Consider the following 18,646-nt stretch of genomic DNA (forward strand, 5'->3'; position numbering starts at 1 on the left):
CGGAACCGTCCGAGCGACGCTGATGCAGTTGCATCGGGATCGATACTAGACGATCCCGTCCACGTCTGGCAAGCGCCTTATGCGGCGGCTTGTTTTTCCTGCTCGCTGAACCACTCGAACAAAATCAGGCCGATGATGGAGGCGACCGGCATGAAGCACAGCGACACCAGCACCCACACCACCGGCGAACGGCCCAGGCGCTTGGCGGCCATGGCGATGAAGAACAGGTGCAGCACCAGGCAGACGAAAATCCCGATGCCGGCGGCGATGATCAGCAGCACGGACTGGCTGGTGTACTTGAACAGTGGCGGCATAAACGACGCCACGCCGAAGATCCACAGCACCAGCGTGACGGCAGCGGCAGCAATCGGTTGTTGGGCACGAGCGACTTGCATGACACCTCCTTGGAAGAAGCATCCATGCTGCCACGAACGCATTGTAAAAGCAACAAGCAGCTATTTGTAGGGCGGCATCTGGATGACGATGGGCGCCGGCTGCGCGGGCGGAGCTTTGGGTACGGCGTTGTTCAGAACGAACGTCATGATAGTGATGGCGGCCACGCTGGCGCCAAAAACGAGGCCAATCATCCATTTGACCAGTGTGGCCCCCATTTCCGCCAAGTCTTCCTTGGTGGCCGTGTGCTCCAATTGCGACTCTATCTTCGCCAGACGTCCGAGCACATCGACGAACAGTTCGTCGTGTTTGTCGAGGCGGGCTTCGATATCCATAATGGTTGCATCTTAGGCCGCTGCGCACGGCTCAGGCAAGCTGAGCCGGTTTGAGCTAGCGCAAGGAAGTCAGTGCCGACGCCGTCACGATGGCGCCGATGGCCAGCCATTGCGTCAGCGTCAGATGTTCGCCCAGCACCACCATGCCGGCCAGCGCGCTGAGCGCCGGCGCCGCGCTGCTGAACATGCTGAAGGTGCGCGACGACAACCTGCGCATCGACAGCATCTCCAGCGTGTAAGGCAGCGCGCTGGACATCACGGCAATCGCCATTCCGACCAGCATGAACGACGGCGTCAGCAACAATGCCCCCGCATGCGCCACGCCGATCGGCACGATGAACAGCGACGCCGCCAGCATGCCCCACGCGACCGACTGTCCACCCGACATCGACGACACCCGCTTGCCGTAGACAATATACAAGGCCCAGCACACCGCCGCACCGGCCGCATACGCCACGCCCACCGGATCGAGCTGATCGACATGGCCATGAATCGGCAACAGGAAATACAGGCCCGCCGCCGCCAGGCACACCGCGACGACATCGCGTGGACGATGCGACGACAGCACCGCCACCGTCAGCGGCCCCGCCACTTCAATCGCCACCGCGATACCCATCGGGATGCGGGAGAAGGCGCGGTAGATCAGCAGATTCATCAGGCCAATCACCGAACCGTAGATGGCGACGTTGAGCACCTGCTTCAGCGTCAGCGGCGTGCGCCATGGACGGAAGATCAGCAGCATCACCAGCGCCGACATGCCGACGCGATAGGCCGTCACGCCCTCCACGCCGATGCTGGGGAACAGCTGCTTGGCGATCGCCGCGCCGAGGTTCAACGACAGCTGGCTGCACAGCAACGCCAGCCCCGCCAACACGGGACTGCCGGCGGGATGTTTATGCACTTCACTCATCCTATTTCGCCGACAGTTCCAGCTTGAGCGCGACTGGCTTGCCGGCGCCGCTGTCGGTGGTGCTCGGTGCGGCGGTCGACACCGTGGTTGCACCGGCTTCCTTCAATACCGCGATCACCGCTGCGGCACGCTGCGCACCCAGTTGCGGCAAGGCGTCCTTGGCCAAGGGCTGATTCTGCTCCAGTCGCGTTTGCAGCTTGCCGTAAAAGGCTGTGGCGTCGGCCACCTGCGGCTCGCCCTGCACCAGCTTGCCCAGACGCTGCAACATCGGCAGCTTATTCGCGGCAGCGCCGGCGGTGCCCATGGGCGTGTCCGAGGCGCTGTCGCCAGCGGACGCGCCAGGGATGCCCGGGGCGGCGGCAGGAGCCGTATTGGTAACGCCGGCGCTGGCCTCGGCCGCTTTCTTCTCCTTGTCCAACTCGGCGGCGCCGAAACGTTCGGCGTACAGGTCACGCAGCGCGGTGCGCACCTTGCGCTGGCCGATGTCGAGCGGCCCCGGTTGCTCCCCTGCCGCCAGCTTGATGTCTGCCTTGGCCAGCACAGCGCGCCGCAACGCCTGTGCGCGCAACGCCGCGCCATCATTGGCTTCGCTGTACAGGCCTGGCACGGACAGTTTCAAGTCCGGCTTCTTGGCCAGAATCTGCGCGACCTGCTTGAGCTTCTCGCGCTCCGGCGGCAGCACAACGTCGCTGCCGGCATCAAACTCCACCGCTTCCAGTTTGTCGCCGCTCACGCCAAACAGATTACCCAGCGCACGGAACGGCGCCGTCACCACCTTGGTCATGATGTTGCCCAGCGCCTTCCATACCACCGCGCCATAACTGAAGCTCGGATCGTTCATATTGCCGGCCACCGGAATGCCCAGGTCAATGCGGCCGTTACTGTCCTTGAGGATGGCCAGCGCCAGCTCCAGCGGCAGCTTCAGCGCGTCAGGACTGTCGATGCGCTCGCCCAAGGTCAGGTTATCCAGCACCACCTGATTGTTGCCATCCAATTGGCCATTGCGCACCTTGTACTGCAGGTCCAGCGAGATCTTGCCCTGGGCGATCTTGTAGCCGGCAAACTTCATGCTGTACGGCGAAGCGGCCACCATGTCGATGTTCTTGAAGATCACGTTCAGGTCGGTGTTATCGGCCGGCACGAACGGGTTCAGCTGACCACGTACGCGGGCCTGGCCGTAGTCGTCCACGCGGCCATCCAGTTCGATCTGGCTGCGCGCATCGCGCTTGGAGGACAGGCCGGTGATGACGCCGTTCAGTTCATAAATGTGGGCGCCGAATTGGGGACGCAGGCTGAGGTCGGTGAAGTCCAGCTTGGCGTCCTGCAGGCGCACGCGGCGGATGCGGACCGGAAATGGCTCACTGGCGGCTGGCGTTGCGGCAACCGCTGGGGCGGATGCAGCGGCCGGGGCCGGCGCCTCCACCAGCAAGCGCTGGGCGTTGAAGCTGCGGTCGTTTTCGATAATCAAAATTGCGGTCGGCTCGATCACGCGCAGTTCGGCCACGTCCAGCAAATCTGGCTTGAGGCTCAGCGCCAGCTTGTCGGCGCGCACGCTGGACCAGTGGGCGAAACGGTCGTTATCCAGTTCGTTGAGCGACAGCTGGGCCACTTCAAACGAACCGTCATAGCGCAGCGCCGGATCGGTCTTGCTGTCGCCCGCGCCGGTACGCAAGTGGCCCTGCGCGTTGATGGCGCCGTCGGCGATTTTCAGCTTGATGTACTTGGCGAGCAACGGCTGCACTGGCGCCAGCGCCAGTTTGCTCAGCTTCAGATCGGTATCGACCGCGCCGGTAGAGGGCACGACTTTGCCCTGGGCGGCCAGTTGCCCGCCTTCGCGCAGGCCGACGCCGCCCTCGAATACCAATGGCTTTTTCAGATCGGTGCTGGCGTCACGGACTTTTAGATTAAAGTCCTGCAAATTGATTTTGATGCCGGTGCCGGCATCATCAAAACGCGCGCCGAATTTGTTCAGCTCGACCGACCTGATGACGGCTTCCCAGGGTGCGCTGGCCGATGCAGGCGCTGGCGCTGGCGATTTGGCCACCCCTGCGCTGCTGCCCGCCTTCGGCAGCGTGTTCAGGAACAGGAACTGGCCCTTGGCATCGCGCGACAGATCGAGCTGGCCACCGTCAGCATACAAACGCCCGACGTTGGCCTTGTGCGCATCCAGATCCAGCGAAGCGTCTTCAAAGCCAATGCGCGACAGCTTGAGCGGCGCTTGCGAACCGGCGTTCATCGACAGGTTATCCATCGAAAAATCGGCATCGGCGATATTCAGCTTGCTACCGTCCAGTTGCAATGCCAGTTTCAGCTTGGCGTTGTCGGTGCTGACTTTCAGCGCCGGACTAACGGTCTGGTCGAAATAATTGATCGCCACTGCATCCAGCCCGATCTGCTTGAATTGCAGTTTCCAGCTGCCCTTGGTGGGCGCAGGCGCGGGCTTGGCCGGCGTTGGCGTTGGCGTGGCTGCCTGCGCCGGCAACGTCAAATTCGCCACATCCAGCTCACCCGTCGCATCGCGCCGCACGGTCAGTGCGCCGCCGCTCAACTGCAAGCTGCCAACGCTGACCGACTGCTTCAGCAAATCAACGCCCACGTCACCAACCGCCAGCTGCTTGACCTTCACAAACGCCGCATCCGCGCCACGCTTCAGCGACAGATCGCGCAGCGTCAGACCTGCGCCAGCCAAACTGGCATCCAGCTTGCCATCCTTGTAGCCAAACTTGTACGGCAGCCTGGCCGACAACTTGCCCTCTTCCACCACCACCCGCGAGAACGACTTCAGATAGGTCGCCAGGCCCGGCAAAGCCACATTTTCCAGCGTCAGCAAGCCGCTGCCGCTGATCGGATTGACGGCCGCCACACCTTTCCAGGACAGCTTGCCGCCCAGCCCCGCATCCGCGTTCAGCGTGTAATCGCCATTTTCATCCGGCAGCGTGCTCAGGTTGTTCAGCGCGAAAGTGATCGGCGCGAAAATATCGTTGTAGCCGGCGTGCTGGTCATGCATCGCCACCTGGCCGTGATCCAGCACAAAATGTTCGATCACCAGACGCGGCATCGGCGAATCCGGCTCATCCGGCTTCTTATGCTTTTCCAGGGTCTTCAGGAACTCGGCGATATTGAACTTGCCGTCCTTGGCAATCGCCAGCTGCACGGCCGGCTGCGTGATGCGAATCTCGGCAAAACTCCAGGCGCGGCGGAACAGCGAGCGCCACTGCATCTCCACCGCCAGCCCGCCAACCGCGAACAGCGGTGCGCCATCGGCCTCGGTGAAGCGCACATCCTCCGCCTCCAGACGCAACGTGAAAGGGTTGAAACTGAGCTGGCCGATGCTGGCCTTGCGTTCCAGTTCGGTCTCGGCATACTTGGGCAGCTGGCTTTTGATCACACTCGGCAACAGCCATGCGCCCGCCAATGCATACACACCGACAGCGCCGACCGCACCGATACCCCACCGCTTCCACCGTATTGCCATACCCAGCCAGCCTTTACTATTTTTATGTAACAAGCAACAGTATAATCGATGCCATGAAAGCAGAACTTGAACCCTTCCACGCCATCGCCATCAGCAAACAGGCTCACGCCCTGAAAGCTGAAGGCCGTTCGATCATCCACATGGAATTCGGTCAGCCGTCCACCGGCGCGCCAAAAACCGCCATCGCCAGGGCACACGCCGTGCTGGACGCGGAAAGCATGGGCTACTGGGAAAGCGCGCCGTTGAAACAGCGGCTGGCGCAGTTCTACGACGAGCGCTACGGCGTCACCGTCCACGCCGACCAGTTGATCCTGACCTGCGGCGCCTCGCCGGCGCTGGTGTTGGCGCTGAGCTCGATGTTCTCGCCGGGCGACCGCATCGCCATGGCGCGGCCCGGCTACGTTGCCTACCGCAACACGCTGAAAGCGCTGCACATGGAACCGGTGGAAATCGCCTGTGGCGCCGACGTCGGCTTTCAGCTGACCGCCGCTGCATTGGCTGCCGTCGAGCCGGCGCCGCACGGCGTCATCATCGCCAGCCCGGCCAATCCAACCGGCACGCTGATCAAGGCCCAGGAACTGCAGGCCATCGCGGAAGTCTGCCGCGCGCGCGGCATCCGCATCATTTCGGACGAGATTTACCACGGCCTCAGCTACGTCGAGCCGGCGCAAACCGTCCTCGCCTACGAACCGCAGGCGCTGGTGGTCAGCAGCTTCTCCAAATACTTCAGCATGGCCGGATGGCGACTGGGCTGGCTGCTGGCGCCGTCGGAACACGTCGACCGCGCGCAGGCCTACTGCGGCAACCTGTTCCTGACCGCGCCGTCGCTGAGCCAGCACGCCGGCCTGGCCGCCTTCGACGCGCTGGATGAGCTAGACGGCCACATCAACGTCTACCGCGAAAACCGCCGCCTGCTGCTGGCCGCACTGCCCGAGCTGGGCCTGACCACGGTGGCGCCGCCGGATGGCGCGTTCTATATTTACGCCAGCATCGCCCACCTGACCGACGACAGCCTGGCCTTCTGCAAGCGCCTGCTGCAAGACACCGGCATCGCCAGCGCGCCCGGCATCGACTTCGATCCGGTCGACGGCAAATACTTCATCCGGTTCAGTTTCGCCGTCTCCACGGCGGAAATCGAAGAAGCCATCCGCCGCCTCAAACCCTGGTTCGCGGCGCAACCCAGAAAGGACTGATCATGCGCCTCTCCTCCCTGCCCCGCTACGCTGCATTGATTGCCGTTGTGATGCTTGGAGGATGCGCAGCGCCACCTGCCGCGCCGCCGGGGCTGGACGCCGAAGTCCAGCGTCTGATGAGCGCGGCGCGCGTGCCCGGCCTGTCGCTGGCGCTGATCCAGGACGGCAAGGTCAGCTACACCCACGCCTACGGCTACGCCAATCTCGACCAGCGGCAGCCCTTGCGCACCGACACCATCATGTACGCCGCCTCGCTCACCAAGGCCGTATTCGCCTACACCGTAATGCAGCTGGTGGACGAAGGCGTGCTGACACTGGACGCGCCGCTGCCCACGCTGCTGAAAAAGCCGCTTCCCGACTATCCCAAATTTGCCGACCTGAAGGACGATCCGCGCTGGCAGCTACTGACGCCGCGCATGCTGCTGACCCACACCAGTGGCCTGATCAACTGGCGCTACATCAACGAGAACAACAAGCTGGACTTCAAATATCCGCCCGGCAGCCGCTACGTGTATTCGGGCGAAGGCCTGAACATTTTGCAAATCGTGGTGGAAGAGCGTACCGGCGTCCCGCTGGAAACGCTGATGCAGCAGCGCGTGTTCGACCGCTTCGGCATGCGCGACACCAGCATGGTCTGGCGCAAAGAATGGGCCGGCCGCGAAACCACGCACTACGGCAAAGACGGCACGGTCATCCCGCACAAGCGCCGGAGTGATGCCCGCGCCGCCGGTTCGATGGATACGACAATTGGAGATTACGCCGCCTTCATGGCCGGCGTACTGCGCGGCGAAGGCCTGTCGGCCGCCGGGTACAAGGAAATGCTGTCGCCGCAGATGGCCATCGTCTCGGTGCAGCAGTTTCCCTCGCACTGGCCAGGCGATACGGATTTATGGCGCGGCAGCGGCCTGTCGATCGGCATCGGCTGGCCGCTGTACAACTCACCGCTGGGGCCGGCGTTCTTCAAGGAAGGCGCGGACGATGGCACAAATAACATCGCGCTGGGCTTTCGCCAGTCGCGCAACGGCATCGTCATGCTGAGCAACAGCTCCAACGCGAACAATATGTTCTTCCCGGCCATAGAATACGTCTACGGCAAGACCTGCCTGCCGTGGTTCTGGATGAATTACATCCCCTACGACCGGCCGGACCTGATGGGATTGCAAGCGCGCGAACGGCCGGAGCTCAGCCCCGGCTGCCGCTGAATGCTATTGCTCGGTCATGCCCCGCAGATTTTCGATGTCGGCCACCGCGTGCCGCCAGGCGATTTCCGGATCGTAGACCGGGGCCGACTGCAGCCCCAGCTCGATATCCTTGAGCACTTTATCGCCCAGCGAGATTTTGTAACGCAAAGCCGTATATTCGACCTCGTAGGTTTTCTTCAGGCCCTGGGTGCGAGTATAGGTGTCGTGAGAAGCAGGCATATATCCTCCTTGTTCATACCGTCCAAACAGGATAGCACTAACTCACACTTCCGGCATTTTTGCGATGAGTTTATCCAATGTGACCGGATAATCGCGCACCCGCACGCCGGTGGCGTTGTAAATGGCGTTCGCCACCGCCGCGCCCACGCCGCAAATGCCCAACTCGCCGACGCCCTTGGCTTTCATCGGTGAAGACACCGGGTCGGTCTCATCGAGGAAGATTACTTCCTGATGCGGAATATCCGCATGCACCGGCACTTCATAGCCCGCCAGGTCGTGGTTGACGAAGAAACCGCCGCGATGGTCGATCACCAGATCCTCCATCAGCGCCGCTCCCGCCCCCATGGTCATGGCGCCGATCACCTGGCTGCGCGCCGCCTTGGGATTGAGAATACGCCCGGCGGCGCACACCGCCAGCATGCGGCGAATGCGGGTCTCGCCGGTGGCCGCATCCACGCCCACTTCGACAAAGTGCGCGCCGAAGGTGGACTGCTGGAACTTCTTGTCGAGGTCGCCGTATTCCATCGTGTCCTCGACCACCAGTTCGCCATTGGCGGCGGCCTGCGTCAGCGGGAAGGAGCGGCCGTCGGCGCGCACATTACCGTTGGAAAACTCGGCGAGATTGGGATCGAGGCCGAGCTTTTGCGCCGCCAGTTCGCGCAGCTTGACGCACGCCGCATACACGCCCGCCGTCGAACTGTTGCCGCCCCACTGCCCGCCCGAGCCGGCCGATACCGGAAAGTCCGAATCGCCCAGCTTGACCTGCACCTGGTTCAGCGGCACGCCCATCATCTCCGCCGCCGTCTGGGCGATGATGGTATAGCTGCCGGTGCCGATGTCGGTCATATCGGTTTCCACCGTGACCAGCCCCTTGCCGTCCAGCCGCACGCGCGCGCCGGACTTCTGCACCAAATTGTTGCGGAAAGCCGAGGCCACGCCGATGCCGACCAGCCAGCGACCGTCGCGCACTTTGCCCGGTTGCGCCTGGCGCTTGTCCCAGCCGAAACGCTGGGCGCCGGTGCGCAGACAATCGACAAAGCGGCGCGTGGAGAATTTGCGGTCGCGCTTGGCTGGATCGACCGTGGTGTCATTGATGATGCGGAAGGTGATCGGGTCCATCTTCAGCTTTTCGGCCATTTCATCCATGGCCACTTCCAGCGCCATCAGACCCGGCGCTTCGCCCGGCGCGCGCATCGCATTGCCTTCCGGCAGATCGAGCACCGCCAGGCGCATTTTCGTCATGCGGTTCGGGCCGGCGTACAGCAGCTGCGTCTGATTGACTGCGGTTTCCGGCTGACCGCCCGGTAGGTCGCCGGACCAGCTCTCGTGGCCGATGGCGCTGATCTTGCCCTCGCGCGTGGCGCCGATGCGAATGCGCTGGATGGTGGCTGGACGGTGCGTGGCGTTGTTGATCATCAGCGGACGTTGCAACGCCACCTTGACCGGCCGCTGCACCGCCTTGGCGCCCAATGCCGCCAGCAAGGCTTCCGAGCGCAGGAACAGCTTGCCGCCGAAGCCGCCGCCGATGTAGGGCGACACCAGCCGCACATTGTCTTTCGGGATACCCAGCGTTTTCGCCATATCGCCCCGGCCCCAGTCGATCATCTGGTTGGAGGTCCACAGCGTCAGCTTGTCGCCCTGCCAGCTGGCGATGGACGCATGCGGCTCCATCATCGCGTGCGACTGGTCGGGCGTGGTGTAAGTCGCGTCGAGCTTGACCGGCGCCGCAGCGAAAGCGCCGTTGAAGTCGCCGACTTTCTTGTCCTTGGCTTCCTTGTCGTCCGGCTCCTTGGCTTTGTCCTTGACCTTGGCCAGGTCGTACGAACCCTTCTCCTGACTGTACTGGACGTTGACCAGCTGCGCGGCCGCGCGGGCCTGCTCGAAAGTCTCCGCCACCACCAGCGCAATCGCCTGATGATAGTGCTGGATGTCCGGCCCGCCCAGCAGCTTGGCGGTGTTGAAGTTGCCCTTGCCCAGCTTGCCCGCGTTGTCGGCGGTGATCACCGCCAGCACGCCGGGCGCGCGCTTGGCCTGACTCACATCGATGGACGTGATGCGGCCCTTGGCGATGCCAGCGCCGACCACATAGCCGTAGGCGGCGTTCGCTTGCTGGTGCTCATAGGCATACGGCGCGGTGCCGGTGGTTTTGTAGGGGCCGTCGATACGGTCGGTGGCGTGGCCAATCACCTTGAGTTGGTCGATGGGATTGGTGGTGGCGGGAGTGACAAATTTCATGTTGTTCAGCCTTTCTTCACATCAGCCAGCACCGAGGCCAGCGTACGCTGCACCAGCGGAATCTTGAACGCGCTCTCGGCGCTTGGTTTGGCGCCGGCCAGCAATTGCTCGGACACCGCCTTGGCGCCTTGCGGCATGCTGGCGTCAGCGCCCGGAACGCGCCATGGCTTGTGGGCGACACCGCCGAGCGCCACGCGGCCGCTGCCGTCCGGCAGCACCACGGCCGCCACCGAAATCAGCGCAAACGCATACGAGGAACGGTCACGCACCTTGCGGTAGACGTGCACGCCGCCCAGCGGCTTGGGCAAGGTCACCGCGGTGATCAGTTCGCCCGGCATCAGCGTCGTGTCGATCTGCGGGGTGTTGCCCGGCAGGCGGTGAAAATCGGCAATCGGAATGGTGCGGGTGGCGCCGTCCGGCTTGATGGTTTCGACAGTGGCGTCCAGCAATTGCATGGCCACCGCCATGTCGCTCGGGTGCGTTGCAATGCAGGCATCGCTGGCGCCGAGGATGGCATGATTGCGGCTGTAGCCGCCAATCGCCGAACAACCACTGCCCGGTTGGCGCTTGTTGCAGGGCTGGTTGGTATCGTAAAAGTAAGGGCAACGTGTGCGCTGCAACAGATTGCCGGCCGTGGTGGCCTTGTTGCGCAGCTGCGCCGAGGCACCGGCCAGCAAGGCGCGCGACAACACGGCGTAATCGCGCCGCACGCGCTGGTCGGCGGCCAGGTCGGTGTTACGCACCAGTGCACCAATGCGCAGGCCGCCACCCTGGATCGCTTCGATCTTGTCGAGCGCCAGGCCGTTGACATCGATCAGGTGCTGCGGCGTTTCAATCTCCAGCTTCATCAAGTCCAGCAGATTGGTGCCGCCGGCGATGAAGCGGGCGCCGGGCGTGCGTTGCGCCGCTGCGGCGGCTTCGGCCGGCGTCTGCGCGCGCTGATAGGTAAAGGCCCTCATGCCGTCCTCCCCGCCACTTCGGTGATGGCGTCGATGATGTTGGAGTAGGCGCCACATCGGCAGATATTGCCGCTCATGCGCTCGCGCAGCTCGGCTTCATTCAGCAACGGCCGGACGTTGAGATCGCCGCTGACGTGGCTCGGGATGCCTTGCTTGATCTCGTCCAGCGCGGCGACGGCGGAACAGATCTGCCCCGGCGTACAGTAGCCGCATTGGTAGCCGTCGTGCTTGATGAAGGCCGCCTGCATCGGATGCAGCTGGTTCGGCGTGCCGAGGCCTTCGATGGTGGTGATCTTGTCGCCATTGTGCATCACCGCCAGCGACAGGCAGGAATTGATGCGGCGGCCATTGACGTGCACGGTGCAGGCGCCACACTGGCCGTGATCGCAGCCTTTCTTGGTGCCGGTGAGATGCAGATGTTCGCGCAGGGCATCGAGCAGCGTGGTGCGCGTGTCGACTTCCAGCGTCTGCTGCTTGCCGTTGACTTCAAAAGAGAACTTGGCCGGGGTCGGCGGCGGCGTGGTCGCGGGCTTGGCCGTGGTGGGCTGCGCTTCCGCAGCAGACAACGGCACCGTCGCCGCCGTCGCTGAAATCGCGCCCGCAATCAATACATTGCGGCGCGTCATATTGATGTCGCTGTGGTTATTCATGTCGTCGCATCCTCTAGCCTGTCGGGTCCAAGGCTTATAGTAAATGCGTGACGAGCATCCCAATGTTAGGGAGCGCACATAACGAAGCTGATCAGCGATCCGGCTCGGCCACCGGTTCCACCACGCTCAGCACCAGCACCACGCACAGCAAGGCGGTGCCGACCATGTACAGGAACACGCTACTCCAGCCATAGTGATCGAGCAGCATGCCGACCGCCAGCGGAGCCACCGCCCCGCCAATCTGGCCGAGGAAATTGACGATACCGAACGCGGTGGGATACGTGGCCTTGGTCGCCAGCCCCATCGCATACGCCGAGTAGCCGGCGAAGCCGATGCCCAGCATCAGGCCGGAGACCAGCAGCGTGCAGCCGAGATACACAGCGCTGTCCGGCGCTTCCACCAGCAGGCACATCATCAGCGTGGTGCCGACCGCTCCCAGCAGCATCATCGGCTTGCGGCGGCCGTCCAGCAGGCGGTCGGAAATCAGGCCGCCGATCATATTACCGCTGACCGCGCCGATGAACGGCGCCGACGCCAGGAAGCCCATCTTCACGGCCGCAAAGCCTTTCACCGTGATCAGGTAAGTTGGAATCCACGACATGAAGATGTTGCTGATGCCGATCATGCAGCCGTAACCGAGCGCCACGCCGATGATATTCCACGACAGGCACACTTGCCGCACCGTATTCAGGCGCGTCACCGGCTTGGTGCGGTTGATGAAGTCGAGCAGCGGCATCTTGCGCAGTTGCATGCGTTCGGCGGTCGGATGCAGGCGCTGTCCGGCGGCGGGATCGCCCTCGCCCTGGATGTAGCGGCGCTCGGCCGGCGTGCAGTAGCGGCTCTGGTCCGGCGAATTGGTAACCAGCAGCATCCACAGCACCGAGAACAGCAAGCCCGGCACCGCGAAGACGTAGAAGATCTCGCGCCAGCCCCAGATGGCGATGACGATCAGGCCGATCGACGGCACCATCAGCGGGCCGAGCTTGGAGGCGGCGATCCAGATGCCGGTGGCCAGCCCCTTCTCCTGTGGCGGGAACCAGCGGTTGATCACATTGGTGCAACCGATGCCCAGCGGCCCTTCGGACAGGCCGAGTCCCACCCGGTAAAGCTGCAACAGCAAGACCGACGACGTGGTCGCCATCAAGCCGGTAAATACCGACGTCAACACCATGCAGATGGCCAGGAAATACCGGCTGGCTTTTTCACCGAGACGGCGATACAGCAGGCCGACCGGAATCTGCACAATGGCATAGGCGAACGAAAACAGGCTGACGATCAGGCCCGCTTCCGTATTGGTGATGTGGAATTCCTTCTTCATGTACGGCAAGGCGATGCCGAAGTTGGCGCGGTCGGCGCAGGCAATCGCCCAGATGCAGAAAATCAGGCCCATGACGACCCAGCGGTAGTTGCTGGTTTTCTCGGGCGCCGCTGCCGTCGCTGTGACGATCGGCTGCGGGATGCTGGTGACGCGTTGTGGGCGCATGCGGTGTCTCCATTTTTGTTTTTTAAAAGATTGTTATTTTTATCGGTCCAGCAAATCCTCCCACCGGCCGACAACGCTGTCCAATCTTTTCTGGACATCCGTTGATCCGCAAATTGAATCACGCAGAGCTTGTATCAACTGATAGCGTATTCGGATTGGACGCGTTGTCAAAAACCGCAGATCATGCGCCAACGACCAACAAGGAGCTCCTGAATGAAGCCGAATATTTTGCAGTTGAACCCGATTCTCGTGCCCGCCATCAATGACCAGTTGAACACGCTGTACACCATGCACCGCCTGTTCGAGCAAGAAGACAAGCCCGCGTATCTGAAGCAGCACGGCGGCGTGATCCGGGGCGTGATCACCGGCGGCCATACCGGCATCAGCAACGACATGATCACCGCGCTGCCGGCCTTGAAGGTGATCGCCGTCAACGGCGTCGGCACCGATGCGGTCGACCTGACGTTTGCCAAGGCGCGCGGCATTCCTGTCACCGCCACCTTCGGCGCGCTGACCGAGGATGTGGCCGACCTGGCCATCGGCCTGATCCTGTCGGCCTGCCGCCAGATCTGCGCCGGCCATCAGTTCGTCACCTCGGGCAACTGGCAGCGCAATCCGAATCCGGGGGCGTTGCCGCTGTCGCGCCGCTTCAGCGGCAAGCGGGTCGGTATCGTCGGCATGGGCAAGGTCGGCCGCGCCATCGCCCAGCGCGCCGCAGCGTTCGACTGCCCGGTCGCCTACACCGACCTGCGCCAGATCAACGAGGTGCCGCACCGCTTCGTGCCGGACCTGCTGCAACTGGCGCGCGACAGCGACATCCTGGTGCTGGCGGCCGCCGCCGACAAGGCGCAAGGCATCATCAACGCCGCCGTACTGGATGCATTGGGCAAGGACGGCTACCTGATCAACATCGCGCGCGGCAAGCTGGTGGTGGAAAGCGATCTGGTCGAAGCGCTGCAACGCGGCGCCATCGCCGGCGCCGGACTGGACGTGTTTGTCGATGAGCCGAATGTGCCGGCAGTGTTGTTCAACCACGACCGCGTGGTATTGCAGGCGCACCGCGCCAGCGCCACCGTCGAGTCGCGCACCGCCATGGGCGAGATGGTGCTGGCCAGCCTGGCGGCCGGTCTGGCCGGTCAACGTCCCGAAGGCAGCCTGACCACCTGATCCGATGAAGCACGCGAAACCTGTCCTGCGGCCAATAAACCTATAATCATGGCCGACTACTTACGCCTTACAGGACACGCTATGTTAGATCTGGGACAGGTACGCTGCTTTGTCGCCGCCGCCACGGAATTGAATTTCCGGCGCGCCGCCGCATTGCTGAACATGACACAACCGCCACTCAGCAGGCAGATTCAGCTGCTGGAGCACAACCTCGGCGTCGAGCTGTTTGAACGGATCGGCCGCACGGTCAAGCTGACCACCGAAGGCCGCATTTTCCTGGCCGACGCCAGCCGCCTGCTGAATCTGGCGGAACAGGCCGAGACCACGGTGCGCCGCGCCAGCAAGGGCAAGACCGGCCGGGTCCGCGTGGGCTTCACCGGCGCCGCCGGCTATGAGCTGATACCGGAGCTGCTGGCCGCCGCCAGGCAAGCCTTGCCCGATATCGACGTGGTGCTGTTTGAATTGATCTCGGTGGCGCAGATCGAAGCGTTCTACGCCAACACCATCGACCTCGGCTTCATGCGGCCGGTGTCCTCGCGCCAGCAGCTGGAGATGCAACTGGTGGCGGAAGAAGCGCTGGTGGTGGCGCTGCCCCAAGGCCATCCACTGTGCGCGCATCAGCAGATTGAACTGAAGCAGTTGAACAACCAGCCCTTCATCATGCACGCGCCGGTGCAGGGCAAGTATTTCTATGACCGCCTGATGGGCATTTTTGCCAGCCAGGATGTGCAGGTCAATATCGCCCAATACATCGACCAGAGCCCGACGATTCTGTCGCTGGTGCGCGCTGGCCTGGGCGTGTCGATCCTGCCGTCGTCGGCACAGCGCTTCCATTACGACAATGTGGCATTCCGCCCCATCGCCGATGTGGTGGCGCCGGCAGAAATGAGCATGGCCTGGCGCACAGACCAGGACAACCCAGCCGTCAACGCTTTCCGGCTGCTGGCCATCGAACACTTTGCCAACAAACAGCGGGCTGGCCCCGGATAAAACCAAACAGGAGACCTATGAAAAAAATGACGATCGCGGCTGCCATGACGGCCTTATTTGCTGCGCAGGCAGCCCATGCGCAGTCCTCGCTCACCATCTACGGCATCGCCGACGTTGGCCTGGTGGGCGAAAGCGGCGGCAGCGCCGGCAACGTCACCCGGATCACCAGCGGACCGGCATCGTCATCGCGCATAGGTTTCAAAGGTTAGGAGGATCTGGGGAGCGGCGTCTCCGCCTTCTTCATTCTGGAAAATGGCTACAGCATCGACACCGGCACGCTGGCCAGCGCCAACGTGCTGTTCAACCGGCAGTCGCTGGTGGGCTTGCGCAGCAGCGCCGGCACGCTGACACTGGGCAGGCAAACCACGCCGTACCACAACGCTCTGGTCAGCGTCGCCGATCCGTTCGGCACCGGCTATGCCGGCACCATCAAGAACGCCTTCCCCGACTGGGGCACCAATGCCCGCAGCAACAACACCATCATGTACGCCATGCCTGAGTCCAACGGTGTGAGCGGCGACATTGCCTACAGCCCCGGCGAACAGGCGGGCGATGCCACGGCCGGGCGGCAGATTGGCGCATCGCTGGGCTACAGCGCCGGCCCACTTAACCTACGCCTAGCCTACAACGGCCGCAATGGCGACACGGTCGCGGCGGCGGGGACGCCGGCAGTCACGCGCGGCACCGGCAGCAACAAACTGTTCGCCGCGAACTACGAGGTCGGCATCGTCCGGATGTACTTCGCGGTCGGCGTCGACAAAGGCTACAACAGCGCGCCGCTGGGCAACACCAGCAATCCGTACGGCGGCGCGGCGCCGACCGCCTCCACCGATGGCCGCGAAGTTTTGATCGGCATCGCGGCGCGGATCTCGCAGGGAACGCTGATGGCCTCCGTCATGCGCAAGGATGACCGCACCGCGTACAACCAGGACGCCAGCACCTGGGGCGTCGGCTACGTCCACCCGCTGTCGAAGCGCACCGCGCTGTATGTGGCCTACGGCAGCATCCGCAACCGCAACGGCGCCGGTTACACCGTGGCCAACAACAGCGAAGCCGGCACCGGCGACCGCGCCTACAACCTCGGCCTGCGACACACCTTCTAAGCGACGCTTGCGCGCTATCATTGACAAGCTGGATAGCGCGCGCAAAATGGCGCGATGGAGACCACCGACAAAGACTATATCGATGCAAAGCTGCAAGCAGTCATCGAAAGACTGAACGGCGATGCCCGCGCGCATCAACTCGCAACCGATGCGCGCTTCGTCCAGCTCAACCAAACATTGGAGGCTGGATTAAAGTCCACACAGAAAGAAAACGAACTCCAACGGGCCCAAACCGAAGCGTATCTGCAAAAGGTCGTAAGCGAAGTGACCAGAAGCCAGAGTGAAATCACCAAAAGCCAGGGCGAACTCATCAAATGGGTGGCCGGCATCTCCATCGCCAGCGCTGCCATCACGATCTCGGCAACCACGTTGCTGGTGACGCAATCCACGCCCAAGGGGCCCGCACCCATCGTGATTTATGCCCAGCCGTCTCCGCCTGCGGCAGCACCGGAAATTGACAAACCCGACGGTGCTCGGAAATAATCCCGGGATGATCAATCTCATCCACGGCGCCGTTGAAGTCGAGCGCACCGCAGCTGGCCTGCTGCCCCATCGCCTGCCTGCTTGGGCCCGCGCCCAATGTCCCGACGCGCAACTGGCAATGGCGGAATCGCAGCCCTCCGGCGTGCGCCTGTCGTTCCAGACGGCGGCGACCTCCATCGAACTGGATACGCTGCCCACCAAGCGCGCCTACGCCGGCATGGCGGCGCGGCCGGATGGGGTCTACGATCTGCACATCAACGGCAAGCTGGCGCGCCAGCTCAGCGCCCCCGGCGGCAAAATCATGAAGATCGACCTGGCCGCCGGCGCCTCCGCCATCGAACCGGGCGCAACCCAAACGCTGTACTTCACCGATCTTCCTGACGGCGACAAGACCATCGATATCTGGCTGCCGCACGACGAAACCACCGAACTGGTCGACCTGCGCGCCAACGCCGCCATCACGCCGCTGACCGCGACCGGCAAGCGCAAGTGGTTGCACCACGGCAGTTCCATCAGCGCGGGTTCGAATGCCGCCAGCCCATCCGGCATCTGGCCGGTGGTCGCGGCCGGACTGGCGGGCGTCGACCTGCTCAATCTCGGCCTCAGCGGCAACGCCCTGCTGGACCCGTTCACCGCCCGCACCATGCGCGATCTGCCGGCCGACCTGATCAGCGTGAAACTCGGCATCAACCTGGTTAACACCGACCTGCTGCGCCTGCGCGCCTTCGCGCCCGCCGTGCACGGCTTCCTGGACACAATCCGCGACGGCCATCCGACCACGCCGCTGCTGGTGATCTCGCCGCTGTACTGCCCGATCCACGAGGAGACGCCCGGCCCGTGCCTGTTCGATGCAGGCGCGCTGAGCGAAGGCCGCCTGCTGTTCCGCGCCGTCGGCAAGCAAAGCGAAATCCGCCAGGGCAAGCTGACACTGCGCGTCATCCGCGAACACCTGCAAGCCATCATCAAGCAACGGCAAGCGACCGATCCCAACATCCACTACCTCGACGGTACCCGACTCTACGGCCCGGACGACAACGCCCGCCTGCCGCTGCCGGACGCATTGCATCCCGATGCAGCCACACACCAGCTCATTGGCGAACGCTTCCACGAATTGGGATTCTTGGCGAGGCGATGAAGCACTATTGAGCGAGGTCATTGACACCGCTTTTCCCTGCGCAGACCATGTTGCAATGGACACGCCCAACGAAAAAGACTACATCGATGCAAAGCTGCATGCGTTTATCGAGCGACTGAACGGCGAAGCAAAAGCCCACCAACTCGCGACCGATGCCCGCCTGGACAAGCTCAACCAGACGATCGACGCAGGTTTGAAGTCAGTGCGAGAAGAATCCAGCACCAAATACGCACAACTGGAAGCGAGCTTTCATCGCGGGCAAAGTGAAGTCATCAAATGGGTGGTCGGCGCCATCCTGGCCAGCACCGCAGTGTCGGTCTCCACCATTGCCGTGTTGTTGGTCAATTCAGCGCCGAAGCCGCCCGCAACGGCACCTGCTCCCATCGTAATTTATCCCCAGCCGGCCACAGCGACGCCTGCGGCACGGTGACGTCGGTGCAGCAGCTGATAAGAAGGGTTGAGAATGGGCGATTCGGAGCGGGATGGCCGGTAGGGCCATGCCCTTCGAATCTCACACGCAAGGCCCGCAGGGGCCTTGCTCGCTTCCACCAAGAAATAAAAAAGCCGCCGGCACTGAACGCGATCAAGATCGCGCTCAGTGCCGGCGGCTTTTTTATTGTTCTGGCGGAAGCGGTGAGATTCGAACTCACGAACGGCTCACACCGTCGGCAGTTTTCAAGACTGCTGCCTTCAACCACTCGGCCACGCTTCCTA

16 protein-coding genes, 1 tRNA gene and 1 pseudogene are annotated in these 18,646 nt (G+C 63.1%); 8 read left to right on the plus strand and 10 right to left on the minus strand.

Translation table 11 applies throughout. The features are described 5' to 3' along the window. Nucleotides 1-77: 77 nt before the first annotated feature. From GTP55_RS21475 to GTP55_RS21490, 4 genes are read right to left on the minus strand one after another with little or no spacing between them, the layout of a single operon-like run. Nucleotides 78-395: a hypothetical protein gene (locus GTP55_RS21475; RefSeq protein WP_161046881.1), complete on the minus strand. Its 318-nt coding sequence runs from the start codon at nucleotides 393-395 to the stop codon at nucleotides 78-80. Between the two features lie 60 nt (nucleotides 396-455). Further along, the gene (locus GTP55_RS21480) at nucleotides 456-728 is read right to left on the minus strand and encodes a hypothetical protein (RefSeq protein ID WP_161046882.1); all 273 of its coding nucleotides are present in this window, start codon (nucleotides 726-728) and stop codon (nucleotides 456-458) included. 55 nt (nucleotides 729-783) lie between these two features. Beyond that, nucleotides 784-1,638 (minus strand): EamA family transporter, encoded by an 855-nt coding sequence (locus GTP55_RS21485; protein WP_161046883.1) that lies wholly within the window; start codon nucleotides 1,636-1,638, stop codon nucleotides 784-786. A gap of 1 nt (nucleotide 1,639) precedes the next feature. After that, nucleotides 1,640-5,113, minus strand: a complete 3,474-nt coding sequence (locus GTP55_RS21490; RefSeq protein WP_161046884.1) for a DUF748 domain-containing protein — start codon at nucleotides 5,111-5,113, stop codon at nucleotides 1,640-1,642. A 53-nt stretch (nucleotides 5,114-5,166) separates the two neighbouring features. On the opposite strand from GTP55_RS21490, the gene GTP55_RS21495 reads away from it, so the two are divergent. Both GTP55_RS21495 and GTP55_RS21500 read left to right on the plus strand, forming a co-directional pair. Next, nucleotides 5,167-6,306, plus strand: a complete 1,140-nt coding sequence (locus GTP55_RS21495; protein ID WP_161046885.1) for an aminotransferase class I/II-fold pyridoxal phosphate-dependent enzyme — start codon at nucleotides 5,167-5,169, stop codon at nucleotides 6,304-6,306. 2 nt (nucleotides 6,307-6,308) lie between these two features. Further along, nucleotides 6,309-7,508, plus strand: a complete 1,200-nt coding sequence (locus GTP55_RS21500; RefSeq protein ID WP_161046886.1) for a serine hydrolase domain-containing protein — start codon at nucleotides 6,309-6,311, stop codon at nucleotides 7,506-7,508. A 3-nt stretch (nucleotides 7,509-7,511) separates the two neighbouring features. On the opposite strand, the gene GTP55_RS21505 is transcribed toward GTP55_RS21500, so the two are convergent. The 5 genes from GTP55_RS21505 to GTP55_RS21525 all read right to left on the minus strand — a co-directional run bounded on the left by GTP55_RS21505 (nucleotide 7,512) and on the right by GTP55_RS21525 (nucleotide 13,054). Continuing rightward, a complete protein-coding gene (locus tag GTP55_RS21505; protein WP_110848643.1) occupies nucleotides 7,512-7,727 on the minus strand; it encodes a hypothetical protein in 216 nt (71 codons plus the stop codon). 42 nt (nucleotides 7,728-7,769) lie between these two features. Continuing rightward, nucleotides 7,770-9,962, minus strand: a complete 2,193-nt coding sequence (gene paoC, locus GTP55_RS21510) for an aldehyde oxidoreductase molybdenum-binding subunit PaoC (protein WP_161046887.1) — start codon at nucleotides 9,960-9,962, stop codon at nucleotides 7,770-7,772. Between the two features lie 5 nt (nucleotides 9,963-9,967). Then, entirely contained in the window at nucleotides 9,968-10,921 is a 954-nt protein-coding gene (locus GTP55_RS21515; protein ID WP_161046888.1) for an FAD binding domain-containing protein, read from the minus strand. Further along, complete coding sequence (gene paoA / locus GTP55_RS21520) at nucleotides 10,918-11,571, minus strand: aldehyde dehydrogenase iron-sulfur subunit PaoA (protein ID WP_161046889.1); 654 nt, start codon at nucleotides 11,569-11,571, stop codon at nucleotides 10,918-10,920. The genes GTP55_RS21515 and paoA overlap by 4 nt, the downstream gene beginning before the upstream one ends. 91 nt (nucleotides 11,572-11,662) lie before the next feature. Beyond that, entirely contained in the window at nucleotides 11,663-13,054 is a 1,392-nt protein-coding gene (locus GTP55_RS21525) for an MFS transporter (protein WP_161046890.1), read from the minus strand. Nucleotides 13,055-13,267: 213 nt separating this feature from the next. Between GTP55_RS21525 and GTP55_RS21530 the strand changes: the two genes are divergently transcribed. The 6 genes and pseudogenes from GTP55_RS21530 to GTP55_RS21555 all read left to right on the plus strand — a co-directional run bounded on the left by GTP55_RS21530 (nucleotide 13,268) and on the right by GTP55_RS21555 (nucleotide 18,362). Next, nucleotides 13,268-14,221 (plus strand): 2-hydroxyacid dehydrogenase, encoded by a 954-nt coding sequence (locus GTP55_RS21530; protein ID WP_161046891.1) that lies wholly within the window; start codon nucleotides 13,268-13,270, stop codon nucleotides 14,219-14,221. 81 nt (nucleotides 14,222-14,302) lie between these two features. Next, on the plus strand, nucleotides 14,303-15,211 hold the full coding sequence (locus tag GTP55_RS21535) for a LysR family transcriptional regulator (RefSeq protein WP_161046892.1): 909 nt from the start codon (nucleotides 14,303-14,305) through the stop codon (nucleotides 15,209-15,211). Between the two features lie 17 nt (nucleotides 15,212-15,228). After that, a pseudogene (locus tag GTP55_RS21540) lies at nucleotides 15,229-16,314 on the plus strand (porin). Between the two features lie 54 nt (nucleotides 16,315-16,368). Continuing rightward, nucleotides 16,369-16,797 (plus strand): hypothetical protein, encoded by a 429-nt coding sequence (locus GTP55_RS21545; RefSeq protein ID WP_161046893.1) that lies wholly within the window; start codon nucleotides 16,369-16,371, stop codon nucleotides 16,795-16,797. Nucleotides 16,798-16,804: 7 nt separating this feature from the next. Next, on the plus strand, nucleotides 16,805-17,932 hold the full coding sequence (locus GTP55_RS21550) for an SGNH/GDSL hydrolase family protein (protein ID WP_161046894.1): 1,128 nt from the start codon (nucleotides 16,805-16,807) through the stop codon (nucleotides 17,930-17,932). 55 nt (nucleotides 17,933-17,987) lie between these two features. Further along, complete coding sequence (locus GTP55_RS21555; RefSeq protein ID WP_161046895.1) at nucleotides 17,988-18,362, plus strand: hypothetical protein; 375 nt, start codon at nucleotides 17,988-17,990, stop codon at nucleotides 18,360-18,362. 192 nt (nucleotides 18,363-18,554) lie between these two features. Here GTP55_RS21555 and GTP55_RS21560 read toward each other — a convergent pair. Beyond that, nucleotides 18,555-18,644: transfer RNA gene (locus tag GTP55_RS21560), tRNA-Ser, on the minus strand. Between the last annotated feature and the right edge of the window lie 2 nt (nucleotides 18,645-18,646).

The organism is Duganella margarita (genome assembly GCF_009857535.1).
In the GTDB taxonomy this organism is placed as follows: Bacteria; Pseudomonadota; Gammaproteobacteria; order Burkholderiales; family Burkholderiaceae_D; genus Rugamonas; species Rugamonas margarita.

Excerpts from the sequence above, each read along its gene's own strand:
- GTP55_RS21550 (WP_161046894.1), top strand. The coding sequence starts at position 16,805 with ATGATCAATCTCATCCACGGCGCCGTTGAAGTCGAGCGCACCGCAGCT.
- paoA (WP_161046889.1), bottom strand. The coding sequence starts at position 11,571 with ATGAATAACCACAGCGACATCAATATGACGCGCCGCAATGTATTGATT.
- GTP55_RS21545 (WP_161046893.1), top strand. The coding sequence starts at position 16,369 with ATGGAGACCACCGACAAAGACTATATCGATGCAAAGCTGCAAGCAGTC.
- GTP55_RS21490 (WP_161046884.1), bottom strand. The coding sequence starts at position 5,113 with ATGGCAATACGGTGGAAGCGGTGGGGTATCGGTGCGGTCGGCGCTGTC.
- GTP55_RS21525 (WP_161046890.1), bottom strand. The coding sequence starts at position 13,054 with ATGCGCCCACAACGCGTCACCAGCATCCCGCAGCCGATCGTCACAGCG.
- GTP55_RS21555 (WP_161046895.1), top strand. The coding sequence starts at position 17,988 with ATGGACACGCCCAACGAAAAAGACTACATCGATGCAAAGCTGCATGCG.
- GTP55_RS21485 (WP_161046883.1), bottom strand. The coding sequence starts at position 1,638 with ATGAGTGAAGTGCATAAACATCCCGCCGGCAGTCCCGTGTTGGCGGGG.
- GTP55_RS21475 (WP_161046881.1), bottom strand. The coding sequence starts at position 395 with ATGCAAGTCGCTCGTGCCCAACAACCGATTGCTGCCGCTGCCGTCACG.
- GTP55_RS21505 (WP_110848643.1), bottom strand. The coding sequence starts at position 7,727 with ATGCCTGCTTCTCACGACACCTATACTCGCACCCAGGGCCTGAAGAAA.
- paoC (WP_161046887.1), bottom strand. The coding sequence starts at position 9,962 with ATGAAATTTGTCACTCCCGCCACCACCAATCCCATCGACCAACTCAAG.
- GTP55_RS21500 (WP_161046886.1), top strand. The coding sequence starts at position 6,309 with ATGCGCCTCTCCTCCCTGCCCCGCTACGCTGCATTGATTGCCGTTGTG.
- GTP55_RS21480 (WP_161046882.1), bottom strand. The coding sequence starts at position 728 with ATGGATATCGAAGCCCGCCTCGACAAACACGACGAACTGTTCGTCGAT.
- GTP55_RS21495 (WP_161046885.1), top strand. The coding sequence starts at position 5,167 with ATGAAAGCAGAACTTGAACCCTTCCACGCCATCGCCATCAGCAAACAG.
- GTP55_RS21515 (WP_161046888.1), bottom strand. The coding sequence starts at position 10,921 with ATGAGGGCCTTTACCTATCAGCGCGCGCAGACGCCGGCCGAAGCCGCC.
- GTP55_RS21535 (WP_161046892.1), top strand. The coding sequence starts at position 14,303 with ATGTTAGATCTGGGACAGGTACGCTGCTTTGTCGCCGCCGCCACGGAA.
- GTP55_RS21530 (WP_161046891.1), top strand. The coding sequence starts at position 13,268 with ATGAAGCCGAATATTTTGCAGTTGAACCCGATTCTCGTGCCCGCCATC.